Source organism: Pseudoalteromonas rubra (genome assembly GCF_000967655.1).
In the GTDB taxonomy this organism is placed as follows: Bacteria; Pseudomonadota; Gammaproteobacteria; order Enterobacterales; family Alteromonadaceae; genus Pseudoalteromonas; species Pseudoalteromonas rubra_A.
Genome location: NZ_JXYA01000020.1, coordinates 17,859 through 37,511, shown reverse-complemented (window position 1 = coordinate 37,511; position 19,653 = coordinate 17,859). Strand labels below are relative to the sequence as shown.

Genomic DNA, 19,653 nt, shown 5'->3' with positions numbered 1-19,653 from the left:
AGAAAACAGTGAAAGAAATTAACAGACGCAGAGCCATGAGACGCATTAACACCATCCACTTTATTGGGATAGGTGGTGCAGGCATGGGAGGGATTGCTGAGGTACTGGCCTTTGAAGGGTATCGTATTACCGGCTCTGATCTCGCCCAGAATGCGATGACAGAACGTTTAATTCGCGCAGGGGCGGAGGTCTTTATTGGCCATGACGAGAACAACATAAAAGATGCCGACGTTGTAGTGGTATCCAGTGCCATCGACATCAGCAATCCAGAGATCCAGGCCGCCAAGCGTGCCCGGGTACCTGTGGTCAGACGCGCCGAAATGCTGGCTGAATTGATGCGCTTTCGCCATGGTATTGCGGTTGCCGGAACCCATGGTAAAACCACCACGACCAGTCTGATCGCCAGTATCTTTGCGGAAGCCAAATTGGATCCGACCTTTATCATCGGTGGTCTGCTGAACAGCGCGGGCAGCAATGCCAAGGTTGGCAGCAGCGATTATCTGATAGCGGAAGCGGATGAAAGTGATGCGTCATTCTTGCATTTGCAGCCCATGGTGTCGGTGATCACCAACATTGAAGCCGACCATATGGATACCTATGACGGTGACTTTGAAAAAATGAAAGACACGTATGTTGAGTTCATTCACAACTTGCCTTTCTACGGTTTAGCTGTGGTGTGTACCGACTCTGATGTGGCAAAAGAGCTGCTCCCCCGCTTTGCCCGCCCTGCTATCACCTATGGAGAAAACCCAGAAGCGGATTACCGCATGGTGGACTTTGAGCAAACGCAGAGCCGCAGCCGATTTAAAGTTGTGCATAATTCTGGTGAGCAGCTTGAGGTAACACTCAGCATGCCAGGAAAACACAACGCACTGAACGCCACCGCAGCCATCGCCGTGGCAAAAGATCATGATATCGGTAACGAAGCGATCTTATCGGCGCTGGAAAAGTTTGCGGGTATAGGTCGGCGTTTTCAGCATTATGGCGCGTTTGAAAATGAACGCGGCGAAGTCATGCTGGTTGATGATTATGGTCACCACCCGTCGGAAGTAGCCGTGACTATTCGTGCCGCGCGCGCCGGATGGCCTGATAAGCGTCTGGTTATGTTGTACCAGCCGCATCGTTATACGCGCACCCGGGACCTCTATGAAGACTTTGTGAAAGTCCTCAGTGAGGTCGATCAATTGTTGTTATTAGACGTGTATAGTGCCGGAGAAAGCCCCATTGTTGGCGCCGACAGTAAGAGTTTGTGTCGTAGTTTAAGACAGCGGGGTGTTGAACCCATCCATGTCACGGATGGTCATGATTTACAGGCGGTTCTGGCGGATGTATTACGAGATAACGATCTGGTGATCACCCAGGGTGCCGGTAATATTGGGCAAATCGTTAAACAACTGGCGGCCACTGAGCTGTCGGTCGAAAAGTTAAAGCAAGGTGCACTATGAGTGAGTTTGGCAAAGTTGCGGTATTGCTGGGTGGCTTGTCTGCCGAGCGCGAAGTGTCGTTGAAGTCGGGTCAGGCGATCATCAAGGCACTGCAAGAAGCGGGTGTAGAAGTCGTGGCATTTGACCCGGCGGAGCGTAACTTGTGGGAGCTTAAAGCACTCGAGGTTGACCGGGTGTTTATTGCCCTGCATGGCCGCGGCGGTGAAGATGGCACCGTACAGGGGGCGCTGGAGTTTATGGGCTTACCCTATACCGGCAGTGGTGTACTGGGCAGTGCGCTGGCGATGGATAAGATCCGCTGCAAACAGCTATTTGAATCTGCCAAATTAAGCACGGCACGTTACTGTGTGGTCAAAGCGTCTCAGGATATAGACGCCGCTGCGCTGATGGCTGACTTTGGCAAAGTGATGGTTAAACCCAGCCACGAAGGCTCCAGCATCGGCATGACTCAGGCAACGTCAGCGCAGGAGCTGCAAGCTGCCCTCAGTGAAGCGTTTAAATATGACGATGAAATTCTCATTGAACAGTGGATTGAAGGTCGAGAGTTTACTGTTGCTATGTTAGGAAACGAGGCCTTACCTGTCATTGAAATGCGCACGCCTCGGGGCTTTTATGATTACCAGGCAAAGTATCAGGCCAACAGCACTGAGTACTATTGCCCGGCAGATATCAGCACTGCCTACACTGAGCAGTTACAGGTGATGGCGAAACATGCGTTTGAGCTGGTGGGTGCAACGGGCTGGGGCAGAGTGGATGCCATGCAAGATAGCAATGGCCAGTTTTACTTGCTGGAAGTGAATACGGTTCCGGGCATGACAGAAAAATCACTGGTGCCGATGGCAGCAAAGCAAAATGGGTTGTCATTTAAGCAATTAGTTATTCGCATTTTGGAGCAAACCCTTTAATATGCGTGCTCTTTTGGGAAAAATCGCCCCGCTGCGACACAGTGTCAACTGGTCACTGCTATTTGGTGTGGGCTTTTTCCTGATTGTATTAATAGGACTGATACAAAGTGGGCTATGGGCGCGTGACTGGTTGACTCAGCACAGAGACACGCAGATCAAGACCCTGACCGTGCTGGGTAAGCCCTATTACACCGCCGAGCACGACATAGTAAGTGCGATAAGGCAAACAGATCTGTCGAGTTTTTTTGAACTGGACGTTAAGGCGGTGCACGATGCGGTACAAGCATTGCCCTGGGTCGCCACCGTTTCGGTCAGGAAGCAGTGGCCAGATGCCTTACAGGTGTACGTGGTTGAGCATAAACCGGTTGCTGTGTGGAATAGTGACCTGTTGCTCAATAGTGCGGGTGGGGTGTTTCAGGCAAGCAGTACGCGATTGCCGGAGACTTTACCTGAGCTGTATGGCCCGGAGGGCAGTGAAGTTGAAGCCTGGCAGACGTTTTTACAACTAAAAGAAATGCTGGCTGTGAACCAGTTTAACCTGATCAGCCTGGCGCTGTCAGAGCGCTTTGCCTGGCAGCTGTGGCTGGATAATGGTATTCGGCTCAATCTGGGCCGGGAAGATAAAGCACAGCGTGTGCAACGTTTTATAGATGTTTATCCGAGGCTGGAAAGGCCAGAGGGCGCTCAGGTCGATGTGATTGACCTGAGATATGATACGGGACTGGCGGTTAGCTGGAAGTTCAGCCAGAACGAAGACAATAAAGATAAGAGTAAAGCATGACCAAGTCGGCAGAGAGAAACTTAGTGATTGGACTGGATGTGGGCACCTCTAAGGTGGTTGCAACAGTTGGGGAGATCACCGCAGACAACCAGCTGAGTATAGTGGGAGTCGGGAATCAGGTTGCCCATGGTATGGACAAAGGTGGCGTCAACGACCTCAACCTGGTATCAGATTCCATCAAGCGCGCTGTTGACGAAGCGGAGCTGATGGCTGATTGCCGGATCAGCTCTGTCTATCTCGGTATTTCGGGTAAACATATTCAGTGCCAGAACGAGAGCGGCGTGGTGGCTATTAACAATAATGCAGAGATCACCGATGACGACATTGCCAATGTGATCCACATCGCGCGCTCAGTACCTATGTCTGCCGAGCGTAAGATGCTGCATTCGTTGCCTCAGGAATACAGTGTGGATATGCAGGAGGGCATTAAAAACCCCCTGGGCATGAGCGGTGTCAGAATGGAAGCCAAAGCGCACATTATCACCTGTTCAAACGACATGGCGAAAAACATTGAAAAGTGTGTTGAACGTTGTGGTTTGCAGGTCGATCAGTTGACCTTTACCGCGTTGGCATCGTGTTACTCGGTGCTGACGGAAGACGAGAAAGAGCTGGGCGTTGCGGTTGTCGATATTGGCGGCGGCACCATGGATATTGCGATTTTCGTCAATGGAGCGTTGCGTCATACCGCCGTTATTCCGGTTGCGGGTAATCAGGTTACAGGGGATATTGCAAAAATTTTCCGCACCCCTATTTCTCACGCGGAATCGCTGAAGGTACAATACGCCTATGCGAGCAGCCAGATGGCCAGCAACGAAGAAACGATTGAAGTACCCAGCGTAGGGGGACGACCTGCGCGCATTATGTCTCGACATACTTTATCAGAGGTAGTCGAGCCCAGATTTCGTGAACTGTTTGAGCTGGTGCTTGAAGAGATCCGACGTTCTGGATTTGAAGATCAGATTGCCGCAGGTATTGTGCTAACAGGTGGCAGTGCAAAAATGAAAGGTGCATTGGAAGTGGCAGAAGACATTTTCCAGATGCCCGTTCGTGTTGGTAAACCTGTAGGGATAACAGGATTAACCGATTATGTTGATGATCCGGCATACGCAACAGCGGTAGGTTTGTTACAATATGGCCGAACGCTGCAAGTCAAGAATGCACACAGGACGAAAGCGGATGCCGAAGATGGTTGGTGGAACCGAGTCACAAAATGGTTCCAAGGTGAGTTTTAAGCTCAAGTCGGAGAGTGAAGATGTTTGATATTATGGAACAACACGGCGAAGAAGCCGTTATTAAAGTCATCGGCGTCGGTGGCGGCGGCGGTAACGCTGTAGAACACATGGTAAAGCAGGAAATTGAAGGCGTTCGCTTCATCGTGGCGAACACCGATGCGCAGGCTCTGCGTAAGTCCTCTGCCGATGTGACTGTGCAACTGGGTACTCAGATCACCCAAGGCCTGGGTGCAGGTGCTAATCCAGAAGTGGGTCGTAGCGCTGCGGAAGAAGATGTCGATGCCATCAAGGCAAGCCTGGAAGGGGCTGATATGGTCTTTATCGCTGCCGGTATGGGTGGTGGAACCGGGACTGGTGCTGCACCGGTTGTGGCCCGTGTTGCCAAAGAGCTGGGGATCCTGACTGTGGCGGTTGTAACGCGTCCATTCGACCTGGAAGGCAAAAAGCGCATGGCGGCTGCCGATCAGGGGATTGGCGAATTGTCAGAAATTGTAGATTCACTCATCACAATTCCTAACAACAAGTTACTTAAAGTTTTGGGTAAAGGCACTACATTATTAGATGCCTTCGCTAAAGCAAACGACGTATTATACGGCGCGGTGCAGGGCATTGCCGAGCTGATCACCCGTTCTGGTTTGATCAATGTCGACTTCGCGGACGTACGTACAGTTATGTCGGCGATGGGTACTGCCATGATGGGTACCGCTGCGGCCAGTGGTCCAGACCGGGCACAGGAAGCAGCTGAAGCGGCCATTTCCAGCCCGCTGCTAGAAGATGTCGATTTAACCGGTGCTAAAGGTATCCTGGTTAACATCACAGCTGGTATGGACATCACAATCGAAGAATTTGAGATTGTGGGGAACCATGTGAAAGCATTGGCGTCTGAAAATGCAACTGTGGTTGTGGGTGCGGTTATCGACCCAGAAATGAGCGAAGAGCTGCGTGTGACTGTGGTTGCAACGGGTCTTGGTGGTGAGCGTAAGCCGCAATTCGGTATCGTTGACAACGGCCTTAAGAAAGCGGTTGGCTCTGACAGTGACGGCGGTAAAGGGCAGAATATGTTTGTTCCAAGCTTTACCCAGACTGCCAGCGAAAGCAGCGAGCCAGAGCAAAGCAATGTTGCACCTTCTGAGCCTAAACCGGCCAGTACATCTGCACCATCTGGCAATGCTGGTGGTAAAGAAAAAGGGGATTACTTTGATATCCCTGCGTTTTTACGCAAACAATCTGATTAATGTCAGGTTAAAAATTAAACGATTGGCAGCTGGTTCTATCTGTGATAGAATTTGCGGTCTTATTTAGTCATTAACCAGTCAGAAGCGGACGAACCTATGATAAAACAACGAACGATTGCTGAAGTCGTTAAAGCCACAGGTGTAGGATTACACAAAGGTGAAAAGGTCACGATCACTCTCCGACCTGCGAGCGTAAATACGGGGATAGTATTTCGTCGCGTAGATCTCGACCCGGTTGTCGATTTTGAAACAACCCCCGAAGCTGTGGGCGACACGCAATTGTGTACTTGTTTGACCAATAAAGACGGTGTTCGTCTGTCAACAACGGAGCATTTAATTGCAGCCGTTGCGGCACTGGGTATTGATAACCTGGTCGTTGAGCTCGATAGTGCAGAAGTACCGATTATGGACGGTAGTGCATTGCCGTTCATTTACTTGCTGCAAAAAGGTGGGATTGCAGAGCAGAACCTGGCGAAGCGTTTTATCCGCATTAAAGAAAAAGTGCGTGTAGAAGACGGTGACAAGTGGGCTGAAATTGAGCCTTACGACGGCTTCCACATCGACTTTGAAATTGCGTTTAACCACCCGGCGATTAACGCCAGCCGCCAACGTATTGGCCTGGACATTACAGCCCAGAGCTTTACTGAAGAGATCAGCCGCGCGCGTACGTTTGGTTTTATGAAAGACATTGAATACATGCACGCTAACAACCTGGCTTTAGGTGGCAGCATGGACAATGCGGTGGTACTGGATGAATTTAAAGTGCTTAATCCGAACGGACTGCGCTACAAAGACGAGTTCGTAAAGCATAAGATCCTGGACTGTGTTGGCGATATGTTTATGGCTGGACACAACATTTTGGGCAAGATCACTTGCTTCAAATCAGGTCATGGCTTAAACAACAAGCTGCTGCGTCAGATCATTGCCACTGAGTCTGCGTGGGAATGGGCGACCTTCGACGAGCCTGTCACTATGCCAGCACCTGGCATGGAAGTGGATACCAGTTTAGCAACCGCCTGAGTTGTTAGATGTGATAAAAAATGACGCCAAAGAGCGTCATTTTTTTTGTCCGCCATGTTTGGCAAGGCGTAACAGTTTTTCTTTCAAGCCGGCCGGGGCATGCTCGGCAAGCGCCATCAGATCCCCCGCTGTTTGCGCGCTCATTTGTCGCCCGTTATAACTGGTTTCTGGTGTTTTGACTTGGTTTTGCTGCGGTGTCAGACGCTGTTGCGCTTCCGGGTTGGTGCCTATCTTAATCTGGCAACAATCATGCAAGCCTGCGGCACGAAAACTGCTGAGGATCTCCATCTTCAGGTAATTTAATCGCGTTGCTAATGTTGCCGACGCAGCTTCAACGTACAAAGTACCATTCTGGTAATTGGCAACACGGCATTTTTTACTGAGGACCGGGCCAAGTGCATTGTGCAGGGGCTGCTGCAGCTCAGCGATGCCCTGGGCTTTTTGCATATAACCATGTAGTTTATCTGACCAGTTTCCAGCCAGTTCGTCGAGGGGTTTAGGGTCAAATCGGTTTTTACTCATAGCAACAACTCACTCACGCCTGCTATAGCAAGCATTTCGCCATCTCACCGACCAGTATAACGCGTGCGCGTCATTACAGATAGCAGATTACACACCCGGTTTAAGGCCTGCCTTGAAATTCCTCGATGGCGCCCATATGTATACGAGCAATGCCTCGAAAACCTTGTCTACTTTCTTATCTGGAAGCCGATAATACGGCGCTGCCGGTGTGTCATTGGATGGTTTGGGTGGGTTTCCCCAAACTTGTATGGTTAAATAGGAACAGATTACTTTTTGATGGTTTGCAGACGCGCATAGTCTGGTATGATAGGGCACAAATTTAACTCGGCACACAGCAAGGTCCGACTTTGTCGCCAACAGGACGAGCGAGCGTGATAACCGCGTTACCCCAGTAGGTGCTCGCAAATAGATGAGTGAAATGGTTTAAACATGATAACGAAAATTTTTACCAAGATTTTTGGTAGCCGCAACGACCGAATGATTAAAAATCTGAGAAAATCGGTCGCCCTGATCAACGCCCTAGAAGAACAATACAAGGCGCTGTCAGACGAACAACTGCAAGCTAAAACCGCGGAATTCAGACAAAGATTTGAGCAAGGCACCAGCCTGGATGACATGCTGCCAGAAGCCTTTGCCACGGTGCGCGAAGCATCGACACGGGTGTTTGGCATGCGCCACTTTGACGTGCAAATGATCGGCGGTATTGTGCTGCACCAGGGGCGTATTTCAGAAATGCGTACCGGTGAAGGTAAAACACTGACCGCGACCTTGCCTGCGTACTTAAATGGTCTGACAGGTAAAGGCGTACACGTCATTACTGTGAATGATTACCTGGCAAAGCGGGATGCTGAGAATAACCGCCCACTGTTTGAATTCTTAGGCCTCACCGTAGGTTGCAACGTGCCAGGCATGATGCCTGCCCAGAAGAAAGAAGCCTATGCAGCCGATATCACTTACGGCACCAACAACGAATTCGGCTTTGACTACCTGCGCGACAACATGGCATTCAGCATTGAAGAGCGCGTCCAGCGCCCATTGCACTATGCCGTGGTGGATGAAGTTGACTCCATCCTGATCGACGAAGCCCGTACGCCGCTGATTATTTCAGGTCCTGCCGAAGACAGCTCTGAGCTATACACTAAGATCAATACTATAGTACCTGAGCTGATCCTGCAGGAGAAAGAAGACGAAGAAGGGGTTGAAGGCGATGGCGACTTCACGCTCGACGAAAAGAGCAAGCAAGTCCACCTGACCGAGCGTGGTCAGGTTAAAGTTGAAGAGTTATTAGTTAAAAATGGCCTGATTGAAGAAGGCGATTCACTTTACTCTGCGGGTAACATCACCCTGCTGAGCCATGTTTATGCCGCCCTGCGTGCACACAAGCTATATCAAAAAGATGTCGACTACGTTGTTAAAGACAATGAAGTTATCATTGTTGATGAGCACACAGGTCGTACGATGGAAGGACGTCGCTGGTCAGAAGGTCTGCACCAGGCGGTGGAAGCCAAAGAGAATGTTCGTATCCAAAACGAAAACCAGACACTGGCCTCCATCACCTTCCAGAACTATTTCCGTTTGTACGACAAACTGGCGGGGATGACAGGTACTGCTGATACCGAAGCGTTTGAATTCCAGTCAATTTACGGACTGGATACCGTGGTTATCCCGACCAACAAGCCAATGATCCGTGATGATCGTGCTGATCTGGTTTACCTGACGCAGGACGAAAAGTTTGAAGCCATTCTGGCCGATATCCGCGACTGTCAGAAACGCGGTCAGCCAGTACTGGTCGGTACCATTTCAATCGAAAGCTCTGAGTATTTGTCACATTTCCTGCGCAAAGAAAAAATTGAGCACAACGTACTGAATGCGAAATTCCACGCTCAGGAAGCGGATATCATTGCGGATGCGGGTTTACCGGGTAAGGTGACCATTGCCACTAACATGGCGGGTCGTGGTACGGACATTATGCTGGGCGGTAACTGGCAGAATGACGTGTCTAAGCTGGACAACCCAAGCGATGCGCAGATTGATGAAATTAAAGCGCAGTGGCAGAAACGTCACGATGATGTACTAGAAGCGGGTGGTCTGCATATTATCGGTACTGAACGTCATGAATCTCGTCGTATCGATAACCAGCTACGTGGTCGTTCTGGTCGTCAGGGCGACGCCGGTTCGAGCCGTTTCTACCTGTCAATGGACGATGCGCTCATGCGTATCTTTGCTGGCGAGCGCATGACCAATATGATGCGTAAACTGGGTATGCAACGCGGCGAAGCCATTGAGCACCCTTGGGTTAACCGTGCCATTGAAAATGCACAGCGTAAAGTAGAAGCACGTAACTTTGATATTCGTAAGCAGCTGCTTGAGTACGATGATGTAGCCAACGACCAGCGTCGCGTGGTGTATGAACAGCGCAACGAACTGCTGGAAGAAGGTGACATTTCAGAAACTATTTCTGCTATCCGTGGCGATGTGATCAATGCTGCCATTGATCAGTACATTCCGCCGCAGAGCCTGGCCGAAATGTGGGATATCCCAGGTCTGGAAGAGCGTCTGAAGAACGACTTTATGGTTGAGTTGCCAATTGCCAAATGGCTTGAGGAAGACAACAAACTATACGAAGAGCGTTTGCGTGAGCGCATCGGCGAAGAGATTGATGCCGCTTACAAGCAAAAAGAAGAAATGGTGGGTGCCCAGGTACTGCGCCAGTTCGAAAAGGCTGTGATGCTGCAAAGTTTGGATCAGCACTGGAAAGATCACCTTGCTGCGATGGACCACTTACGTCAGGGTATTCACCTGCGTGGTTATGCACAGAAAAATCCGAAACAGGAATACAAGCGCGAGTCGTTTGAGCTGTTCTCTGAAATGCTTGAAAACCTCAAAGTGGACGTGGTTGGCGTACTGAGCAAAGTACAGGTGCGCGCTGAAGAAGATGTTGAAAAAGTAGAAGAGCAACATCGTCGCAGCGAGCAGGCACCGCGTCAGTATCAGCATGAAGAGTCAGCGCCGGTTGGTGGAGAAGCCCCCCAGGGGGCAGCGGTCGCGGCGCGCACTGAGCCTAAAGTTGGCCGTAATGAGCCATGTCCATGTAAATCGGGCAAAAAATATAAGCAGTGTTGCGGTAAACTGTCTTAAGTTTGCAGCGACATTATTAAAAAGCGACCTTGTGTCGCTTTTTTTATCTCAGAAAAACAGATTATTTGAGTTAGATATGACAAAAAAAGTGGTGAATGTAGCTGTGGGTGTCATCATTCGGGATGCACAGTTCTTTGTATGTAAACGCGCTAAAGAGCAGCATCAGGGCGGTCTGTGGGAGTTTCCGGGTGGCAAAATTGAAGCACAGGAAAGCGTAACCCAGGCACTGGCCAGAGAGTTGAAAGAAGAGATAGGTATTGACGTTCACGGCTCTGAACATTTACTGACAATTGAACATGACTATGGCGACAAACAGGTTAAACTGGAAGTGCATAAGGTCGAAGATTTTTCGGGACAAGCAACAGGGCTGGAAGGGCAGCCGAGCCAGTGGGTCAGCTGGTGTGAGTTAAAGCAACTGGCTTTTCCCGCCGCCAACGAGGCGATTCTGGACGCACTGGCGCAACAATATGATGGGCACCAGTAGCAACGGCCATTGAGCAAAATTACCAGTAAGGATGATAAAAATGAAGAAAATAGCAGTCACTGCCACAGCGGTTGCGCTGGCACTGGGTCTGACTGGGTGTAGCGAGCAGGTGAAAACAGACTCGCAAGCCGAAGTAATGCAAGCAAAGAGTACCCTGAATTCAGGGATCGCACTGGACAACATCGATAGTGCGGTAAGGGCGCAGGATGATTTCTATTACCATGTGAATGGTAAATGGTTAGCACGCACCGAAATACCAGCAGATAAGTCTAATTATGGTTCATTCACTGAGCTGTACGACGCATCACAAAAAGCGCTGCGTAAAACCCTCGAGCAGGCTGCCAGTAACGATCAGGCCAAGCCTGGTTCAGACGAGGCCAAACTGGGCGATTTCTATCGCAGTTACACCGATGAGCTGGCACGCGAAGAGCTAGGCACTACACCATTGCAATCTTACCTGGCGCCTTTCCAGGCATTACAAAGTAAATCTGAACTCCCTGCCTTATTTGCTCGTGCCTTGTCTCAGGGGGGCACCACCCCATTGAGCTGGTATGCAAATAATGATGCCAAAAACTCCACCATGAATACGCTTTATTTATGGCAGTCGGGTTTGGGTCTGCCGGATCGGGATTTCTACCTTCAGGATACAGAAAAGTTCACCCGAATTCGTGCTGAGTATCGTCAATATATTGAGCGCCTGATGCAGGTGATGGGCTATGATCAAACGAGTGCAGAGCAGGCGACCAAGCATATTATGGCACTTGAAACCGCTTTAGCTGAAATTCAGTGGTCACGGGTTGAAAGTCGCGATGCGGATAAAACCTATAACAAGTTTCAGGTTGATACGCTCAATGTACAGCTACCACATTTTGATATGGCGGCGTATCTGAAAGCGTTTGGCCTCAATACCAAAGAGCTTGTCGTGACTCAGCCTAGCTATCTGGAAGGGTTGTCGGAACTGATTGGTAAAACAGATGTAGCCGCCTGGCGCGATTATCTGACCTTTCACTTCGCCAGCGATTATGCGCAGCTGCTGCACAAGACGGCGGTTGATCTGAAGTTCAACTTCTATGGCAAGACGCTGCGTGGCCTCGAAGAGCAAGCGCCAGTTTGGAAGCAAGCCGTGAATGCCAGTAACGATGTACTGGGCGAGCTGCTGGGTAAAATTTATGTTAAAGAGTATTTTCCGCCAGAAGCGAAAGCACGCATGGGAGAGCTGGTCGATAACTTGATCAAAGGGTTTGAGCAGTCTATTGATGAACTGGAGTGGATGAGCGCAGAAACTAAGCAGGCTGCGAAGGTAAAACTCAGTAAGTTTACGCCTAAGATTGGTTACCCGGACAAGTGGCGGGACTACTCAGGATTACAGATCAATGCTGATGACCTGGTGGGTAACTACGTGCGCTACAATGAGTGGGCCTATCAGGATATGGTGGGTAAAGTTGATAAGCCTGTCGATCGCAGTGAATGGTTTATGACACCGCAAACCGTTAACGCTTACTACAACCCGGTGAATAACGAAATAGTCTTCCCTGCAGCGATATTGCAACCGCCATTTTTCAACCTGGAAGCCGACGATGCCGTCAACTATGGTGCCATTGGTGCCGTTATAGGTCATGAACTGGGCCATGGGTTTGACGATCAGGGCGCCAAGTATGACGGTGATGGCAACTTGCGTAACTGGTGGAGTGAGCAAGACCTGGCTCAGTTTCAGGCGCGCAGCCAAAAACTGGTTGAGCAATATAATCAGTACCAGCCTTTTGAAGATGCCAGTGTAAACGGTGAGCTAACATTAGGCGAAAACATTGGTGACCTTGGCGGTTTAAGTGTGGCGCTTAAAGCGTATCAGCTGTCTCTGCAAGGTAAGCCGGCTCCGGTAATTGATGGTTACACCGGAGAGCAACGCTTCTTTATGGGATGGGCGCAGATCTGGCGTAGACAATACCGTGATGAAGAACTGCGTAATCGTTTGATGACGGATTCGCACTCACCCAGTCACTATCGTGTTATTGGTGTACTGCCCAATATGCCAGCGTTTTACGATGCGTTTGATGTCAAAGAAGGCGACAAAATGTATCTTAAACCGCAAGAGCGGGTCAAAATCTGGTAAGTGTTTACTGCTATCATGGCCGCCAGCTTCTGGCGGCTTTTTTGTATTAACTCTCTGATAAAAAAGGCGATAGAGATCTTGTAAGGAAAAATTGATAGCGCTGTCATTTTTTCTTCTATATGATGGTATTTACAACAATTTGAAGTTTGCGCTCAGCGCAGGTTAAGGAGCCGGAATGAAAATACAGAAAAAACTGCTCACCCGGGCCATCGCGGCCACGCTTTTAGTCCCGATGATGGCTAAGGCCGCCTGGGATAATGCTCAACTGCAGACCTTTACTGACAACACCACCTTCACATTTGCGGTCGAAAGCAATCATCACAATGGCAGCAGCAGCTTTCTGGCTTCTATCACCTTAAAAAATGACTCAAAGTTAGCGCTACCAGCTGGCGAAAGCGACTGGCAGATCTACTTTCATTCAATCCGAAAAGTGGCCACTGAGCAGGCAAGTGGATTGAAGTTTGAGCATGTGAATGGCGACTTACATCGTTTAGTCCCGACTAAAGAGTTTGCCGGACTAAAACCGGGCGAAACGCTGACCATTCCCTATGAAGCTGCCGCCTGGATAGCCGCTTATACCGACTTTATGCCGCGCGCATTTATGGTCAGTGGTAATTCAAAGCCGGCCGTGTTCGCCAACACAGACAGCGAAAACATGCTGGACTTTGTCGCGCCGATTGTGCGTGATAACCAACTGGATCGTCACGGCGAGCCAAAAGACTTATCACCGCGTGCAACCGCGGCTTGGCGTTATGAACAAAACCAGCAGACAGGCAAGCTGTCTCGCGAAGACGCGCTGAAACGTATTATCCCTAAGCCGATGGATGTTGATTTCAATCGAGGTTATGCGGACTTGTCCAGTCAGTGGCAGATCCGATACGCGGGCAGATTAAAAAGTGAAGTCGCCGTATTTCAGGAAGATTTGGCCGATTACGGCCTGACATTGGAGGCAAAGCCGGATCATATCAGTGCCGGCAAAACCAAAACAATCTATTTGCAAGTAGCGGACCTGAGCGATTTGGGCAGCGAAGGCTACCAGCTGGAAGTAGACGACAACAAAATTGTGATCACAGGCCATGACAATGCGGGCGTATTTTACGGTATTCAGAGTTTGCTTGCGTTATTCCCGGCCGATCAACAAGGCCAGATACAAGTGCCTAATGTAGAGATTAAAGATGCCCCGCGTTTTGGTTGGCGTGGCATGCACTATGACAACGGCCGTAACTATCATGGTAAAGAGGCGCTGTTCAAACTGGTTGAACAGATGGGCCGTTACAAGTTGAACAAGTTCCACTGGCACTTTTCTGAAGATGAAGGCTGGCGACTTGAGATCCCAGGCTTGCCAGAGCTGACGGATATTGGCGGCTATCGCTGTTTTGATTTGCAGGAGCGTGAGTGTTTACTAACTCAGCTTGGTACTGGCCCGCATAAGTCGGGATCGGGCAATGGTTATCTGACTCGGGATGAGTTTGTTGAACTACTCAAGTTTGCCAAGGCGCGTCATGTTCAGATAATTCCAGAGATTGAAGGTCCGGGCCATGCTCGTGCTTCAATTAAGGCAATGGAAGCGCGCTATCACACACTGATGGAAGCGGGCAAACCGGAGCAGGCAAAAGCCTATTTGCTCAGCGATCCGCAGGACACCTCAAAGTACATCACAGTACAGAATTATACCGATAACTCTATGAATGTGTGTCAGGACTCGACCTATGCATTCATTGAAAAAGTGACCTATGAGCTACAAGGCATGTATCGTGAAGCGGGCACGCGTCTGACCAACTTGCACTTTGGTGGTGACGAAGTGGGCGCCGGCTCCTGGGTAGATTCGCCCGTGTGTCAGGCATTATTTGCCGAACCGAACAATGGCATTGCCGGTCCGACCGATCTTAAGCCCTACTTTACCCAGCGAGTTGCCACTTTGCTGGCAAAGCGGGGCATTGCACCGGGTGCCTGGGAAGATGGCCTGATGTACGACAAGGTTAATCCGTTTAACCGCGATGCATTTCCCAATGAGGTCTTTACCGCCAATGTCTGGGACAATATCTGGGAGTGGGGTGTGGCTGACAGGGCGCATCGCCTGGCCAATGATGGCTACCAGGTAGTGCTGTCCCATGGTACGCACTTGTACTTTGACCACCCTTATGAGCCTCACCCGGCTGAGCGCGGCTATTATTGGGCTGCCCGCTACACAGACAGTAAGAAAACCTTTAGCTATATGCCGGATGATGTTTATGCCAATGCCGACTTTACTCGCAGTGGCGAGGTCATTGAAAATTTAGAAGCCCTGGTTGGGCGTCCGCTGCCCGAGCTGGAAAAGCCGGAAAATATTCTCGGTATTCAGGGGCAGGTCTGGAGTGAAACCATTCGTACCGAAGACCAGATGCAGGCGATGGTCTTTCCACGTTTGCTCGCGATGGCAGAGCGCGCCTGGCACAAAGCGGGCTGGGAAGGGGAACGCCTGGATAAGAAGCGCTTTGCGCAGGACTGGCATGGATTCTCCGCTGCTCTGGCACTAAAAGAGCTGACTAAGCTGGATAAAGCCGGTGTGAATGTGAATCTCCCCGTGCCGGGCGGTAAGATCATTGATGGTCAGCTTCATGCGAACAGTGCATTCCCGTACTTAACCATTGAAGTGAGTCTTGATAATGGTAACAACTGGCAAACTTACACAGCTCCGATGAGTGTAAGCCAGTCTGGTGGCGTATTATTACGTACCCGTTTAGGCGATAAAAAGTTCAGTCGTACTACCGGGTTAGACTAATTCACCCCATAGTGCCACCTTGGGGAGGGAGTCCCTTTTCCCCAAGGTGAGGACATTTGATTACAAAACTAACTAGAAAAAGGCCAAATTTTAACGTAAAGTTAAATGTCAGCGCTGTCATTTTTGTGTTGAGACGAGCATGATGGCAGATCACTTGCTCAACTGACATAATTAAACCTTAACAACGAGAACAAGCTTATGGAAGCCACTGTGTCGAACACTACTAATCGAAGCAACGCCATTCCTTTGGCAATTGTTGCTGCTATGTTTTTTATATTGGGCTTTGTGACCTGGCTCAATGGCTCATTAATGCCTTATCTTCAGCAGGTCTTTGAGCTCAGCTCAATACAGGCTTCATTGATCCTGTTTTCTTTCTATATTTCAGTTACAGTAACTGCAATCCCATCGGCAAAAGTGATCAGACGTGTGGGATATAAAAACGGGATGGCGATGGCAATTGCAATGATGATGGCCAGCGCACTTTTATATATCCCGGCTGCAAAAGCGCAGTTATTTATTTTATTCATTATTGCTCAGTTCACTATGGGTATTGCTCAAACCCTGCTACAAACCGCAGTTAACCCTTATATAGTGCGCCTTGGTCCGGAAGAGTCGGCCGCGGCAAGGGTCAGCCTGATGGGGATCCTGAATAAATCTGCCGGTGTAGTCGCTCCGATAGTGTTTACAGCCCTGGTGATGGGTGGATTTAGTGAAATTGCTGAAGGTCCACTGACGCAAGCTGAAAAAGACAGCATGGCAGAGAACCTGATCTTACCTTACCTTGGACTTGCCGCATTTATCGGGCTATTCGCATTGGCTATTAAATTCTCACCGCTACCGGAGATAGAAGAAAAAGAAGAGTCGGAGTCTCATGGTACTGTGCGTGAAGCGCTGGCACACCCTAACTTGGCGCTGGGTGTAATTGCTTTGTTCTTGTATGTTGCAGTAGAGGTGATCGCAGGTGATACCATAGGTTCGTTTGCACTTGCCTATGGTCAAGAAAACTTCAGTGTTATGACCTCTTATACCATGACCTTTATGGTAATAGGCTATATCTTGGGGATCATTCTGATACCGCGACTTATTTCGCAGCAAACAGCACTGAGTGTGTCAGCTTTGTTAGGCTTAGCTTTGACCTTGGGCATCGTTTTCTCTGACCCTGGTAGTACAGTGAACCCATTAGGGCTGGGCAGTATGCCTATGGCCGTATTCTTGTTAGCTATGTGTGGATTGGCAAATGCGATTATGTGGCCTGCAATTTGGCCTCTGGCTTTGTCTGGACTTGGTAAGCTAACCAGTGTAGGCTCAGGCTTATTGGTAATGGGAATTGCAGGCGGTGCTTTTGGACCACTCTTCCTTGGGATAGCAAAAGGGGCCGAAGCTACCGTTGCATCCAGCCAGAACGCTTATTTAATACTGTTTCCGTGCTATGTATTCATTTTATTCTATGCCCTGAAAGGCCATAAGATGAGAAGCTGGAAATAGCGAAAAGAATTTCTATCTGTAAAGTAGAAATAATCCCGTGTGTAATGCCACCGCAAGGTGGCATTTTTTATGCCATTCCGTACCAGTTAAATGTCTCTCCCACCCTTAACTTGAGTTTGCTGACGTATCCCGCTGTCTATCCGTTATGTTGAAAATTGCGTAGAAAATTTCTCAATATTCTTACTGTGACGAAAATGTTACTTTAGGTGTGCGTTAAATAAACGCTAACTTAACTTTTAAGGAATAATAGATATGAAACTTCAAGTAAAAAAGAAAACGCTTAAAAAGATGTCTCTGGTGAACTCAGAGTTAGATATGAAAGAAACCCTTAAAGTAGCCGGTGCGGCGGCGAGTGCCACGCATACTGTGTACAGTGTTGGCACAAATTGTGTAACCAACTAACCTGACAATATCCCGAGTCTTGCGGTAGTCGTTGAAGTTCTTTAAATGCCGCAGTTATAGCATGACCATTGATTATATAAAAACAGAAATAAAACGAATTTGTAATTTAGCTTGATGAATGGAAAGATAGAATAAGAAAGAAGTGGGGCGACTGACGAGGCTTGAACTCGCGACAACCGGAATCACAATCCGGGGCTCTACCAACTGAGCTACAGCCGCCACAATAGATAAGAACACCTTTGTTGGTGTGGCGCGCATAATACATAAAAACGCGGGCTTTGCAAAGGGTTAAATTAAAAAAATCTTAAAGAAGTTCGTTGAGTATCCCCGAGTTGTACAGCTAATATTCATACTGGCTGGGTAAAATCGCCCCGCTATCTCACTCAAGTGCTTACAGGAGTCACTATGGAAACGATTGTTCATTGGGTCGATGATAACTCATCTCTTATCATACACCACCTTTTTCAGGGGCTGCTGGCCCTCATCATATTCTTCATTGGTATGAAGCTGGCAAAGCTTGCAGCAAACCTGACAGAAAAAGCGTTTAGTAAACGCAAAGTGGACAAGGCGGTTGGCGCGTTTGTTGGTAACATTGCTTACAGCATTGTGTTTGCCGCTACGTTGTTGATGGCACTGTCTCAGGTTGGCATAGAAACGACCTCCTTTGTGGCTATCCTGGGTGCCGCCGGTCTGGCAATAGGCCTGGCCTTACAAGGCTCCTTATCAAACTTCGCTTCAGGCGTTTTGATCATTATTCTGCGTCCCTTTAAGTCTGGTGATTATATCGAGGCCGGAGGGAAAGCGGGCAGCGTACAGCGCATCGAGATTTTCTCAACTGAATTAAGAACGCCAGACAACAAAGTCATCATTATGCCTAACTCGGCGATTATGTCAGGTGCGATCGTGAATTACTCTCGTGAAAAAACACGTCGTATCGATTTAGTTATCGGGGTGAGTTATGAAGCGGATCTCCGGGAAGCGAAAAATGTGTTAAAATCCGTGCTGGACAAAGAACCGCGGATCCTGAAAGAGCCGGCTTATACGGTCGCTGTATTAGAAATGGCAGACTCCAGTGTTAATTTTGTTGTGCGCCCCTGGGTTTCAACATCAGACTACTGGCCGACTTACTTTGACCTTGTAGAGAATATAAAATTAGCATTAGACGATGCTAATATCGAAATTCCATTCCCACAAATGGATGTTCACCTTCACAAAGACTAATTAATGACAGGTTTATAGGCAATGAAATTACAACTTTTATCTCTGTGCGTATTGGCAGCCATCAGCTCGAATGTTGCTGCACAAGAAGCTCCTGCAAAGAAGCCAAAACAGCAAAAAACCTGGGATATCACCAGTGAAGTGGGGGCAATTATTACCAGCGGTAATACTGAAACCACGACACTTAAAGGCGCACTTAAGGCCAAGCATAACCTTAAAAACTGGCGCAATGAGTATAAGCTGGATGGTATCTACAAAGAAGACGAGATAGAAAACGACGATGGTGAGCGAGTCAGTGAACGTACTAATGAGAAGTACTCAGTGTCGATGCAAGGTAACTATAAGCTAAACGAAGATCACAGCCACCTGTTTATCTACGGCGCCTACGATTCGGATTACTTTGGTGCCTATCGCAGTGAAACGGTTGTCTCAGTCGGTTACGGCTTACGTCTGCTTAATCTGGATACTATGTACCTAGACGCAGAAATCGGTCCAGGTATGAAGCGCTTTGAGTATCAGGATGATAGCACCGAGGTAGATGAAAATGGCAACCCGCTTGCTGGCACGACGGATAACGAAGTGATTGGTGTCGCTAAAGTTGATTTCGAATGGCAAGTGTCGGATAACGCGCGCTTCACTCAGGTGGTGGGTGTCGAGTATGGTGATACCAACACGAAAACGACATCTGAGTCAGCATTGATGACGAAAATCAACGGCTCATTACAGATGAAAGTGGCGTACAATATTACCCATAACTCAACAGTGGACGAAGGTAAGGAAAATACCGATACGGAAACATCCCTTACGCTAGTTTACAGCTTTTAACATAATTAACTAAAGATATATCAAAAAAAGGGCGATAAGCCCTTTTTTTATGGCGTCATTTTTATGTAAAATACGCAATCTTTTTGGCTT

15 protein-coding genes and 1 tRNA gene are annotated in these 19,653 nt (G+C 48.8%); 14 read left to right on the top strand and 2 right to left on the bottom strand.

What is annotated here, in order from left to right:
- Positions 1–35: 35 nt before the first annotated feature.
- From murC to lpxC, 6 genes are all read left to right on the top strand, one after another.
- Positions 36–1,445 carry a UDP-N-acetylmuramate--L-alanine ligase gene (murC, locus tag TW77_RS09800; RefSeq protein WP_046004868.1) on the top strand — a complete coding sequence of 470 codons (1,410 nt, stop codon included), beginning with the start codon at positions 36–38 and terminating at the stop codon, positions 1,443–1,445.
- On the top strand, positions 1,442–2,350 hold the full coding sequence (locus TW77_RS09795) for a D-alanine--D-alanine ligase (RefSeq protein ID WP_046004803.1): 909 nt from the start codon (positions 1,442–1,444) through the stop codon (positions 2,348–2,350). The genes murC and TW77_RS09795 overlap by 4 nt, the downstream gene beginning before the upstream one ends.
- Position 2,351: 1 nt before the next feature.
- Complete coding sequence (locus TW77_RS09790; protein ID WP_046004802.1) at positions 2,352–3,131, top strand: cell division protein FtsQ/DivIB; 780 nt, start codon at positions 2,352–2,354, stop codon at positions 3,129–3,131.
- The gene (ftsA, locus tag TW77_RS09785) at positions 3,128–4,363 is read left to right on the top strand and encodes a cell division protein FtsA (protein WP_046004801.1); all 1,236 of its coding nucleotides are present in this window, start codon (positions 3,128–3,130) and stop codon (positions 4,361–4,363) included. Before TW77_RS09790 ends, ftsA begins: the two co-directional genes overlap by 4 nt.
- A 20-nt stretch (positions 4,364–4,383) precedes the next feature.
- Positions 4,384–5,598: a cell division protein FtsZ gene (gene ftsZ / locus TW77_RS09780; RefSeq protein ID WP_046004800.1), complete on the top strand. Its 1,215-nt coding sequence runs from the start codon at positions 4,384–4,386 to the stop codon at positions 5,596–5,598.
- A gap of 96 nt (positions 5,599–5,694) precedes the next feature.
- Positions 5,695–6,618: a UDP-3-O-acyl-N-acetylglucosamine deacetylase gene (gene lpxC / locus TW77_RS09775; RefSeq protein ID WP_046004799.1), complete on the top strand. Its 924-nt coding sequence runs from the start codon at positions 5,695–5,697 to the stop codon at positions 6,616–6,618.
- Between the two features lie 36 nt (positions 6,619–6,654).
- Here lpxC and TW77_RS09770 read toward each other — a convergent pair whose 3' ends face one another.
- The gene (locus tag TW77_RS09770; RefSeq protein WP_046004798.1) at positions 6,655–7,140 is read right to left on the bottom strand and encodes a DUF721 domain-containing protein; all 486 of its coding nucleotides are present in this window, start codon (positions 7,138–7,140) and stop codon (positions 6,655–6,657) included.
- A 429-nt stretch (positions 7,141–7,569) separates the two neighbouring features.
- Here TW77_RS09770 and secA point away from each other — a divergent pair, with 429 nt between their 5' ends.
- From secA to TW77_RS25150, 6 genes are all read left to right on the top strand, one after another.
- Entirely contained in the window at positions 7,570–10,278 is a 2,709-nt protein-coding gene (secA, locus tag TW77_RS09765; protein WP_046004797.1) for a preprotein translocase subunit SecA, read from the top strand.
- A 76-nt stretch (positions 10,279–10,354) separates the two neighbouring features.
- Positions 10,355–10,762 carry an 8-oxo-dGTP diphosphatase MutT gene (mutT, locus tag TW77_RS09760; protein ID WP_046004867.1) on the top strand — a complete coding sequence of 136 codons (408 nt, stop codon included), beginning with the start codon at positions 10,355–10,357 and terminating at the stop codon, positions 10,760–10,762.
- A gap of 40 nt (positions 10,763–10,802) precedes the next feature.
- A complete protein-coding gene (locus TW77_RS09755; RefSeq protein ID WP_046004796.1) occupies positions 10,803–12,872 on the top strand; it encodes a M13 family metallopeptidase in 2,070 nt (689 codons plus the stop codon).
- A 175-nt stretch (positions 12,873–13,047) separates the two neighbouring features.
- Positions 13,048–15,633: a family 20 glycosylhydrolase gene (locus TW77_RS09750; RefSeq protein ID WP_046004795.1), complete on the top strand. Its 2,586-nt coding sequence runs from the start codon at positions 13,048–13,050 to the stop codon at positions 15,631–15,633.
- A 198-nt stretch (positions 15,634–15,831) separates the two neighbouring features.
- A complete protein-coding gene (nagP, locus tag TW77_RS09745; RefSeq protein WP_428838744.1) occupies positions 15,832–17,118 on the top strand; it encodes an N-acetylglucosamine MFS transporter NagP in 1,287 nt (428 codons plus the stop codon).
- A 252-nt stretch (positions 17,119–17,370) separates the two neighbouring features.
- Entirely contained in the window at positions 17,371–17,520 is a 150-nt protein-coding gene (locus TW77_RS25150; protein WP_156158644.1) for a hypothetical protein, read from the top strand.
- A 143-nt stretch (positions 17,521–17,663) separates the two neighbouring features.
- On the opposite strand, the gene TW77_RS09740 is transcribed toward TW77_RS25150, so the two are convergent.
- A tRNA-His gene (locus TW77_RS09740) sits at positions 17,664–17,739 on the bottom strand.
- 186 nt (positions 17,740–17,925) lie between these two features.
- Here TW77_RS09740 and TW77_RS09735 point away from each other — a divergent pair.
- Together TW77_RS09735 and TW77_RS09730 are read left to right on the top strand one after the other, a co-directional pair.
- Positions 17,926–18,741: a mechanosensitive ion channel family protein gene (locus TW77_RS09735; RefSeq protein ID WP_046004794.1), complete on the top strand. Its 816-nt coding sequence runs from the start codon at positions 17,926–17,928 to the stop codon at positions 18,739–18,741.
- Between the two features lie 21 nt (positions 18,742–18,762).
- Positions 18,763–19,563: a DUF481 domain-containing protein gene (locus tag TW77_RS09730; protein WP_046004793.1), complete on the top strand. Its 801-nt coding sequence runs from the start codon at positions 18,763–18,765 to the stop codon at positions 19,561–19,563.
- The last annotated feature ends 90 nt before the right edge of the window (positions 19,564–19,653 follow it).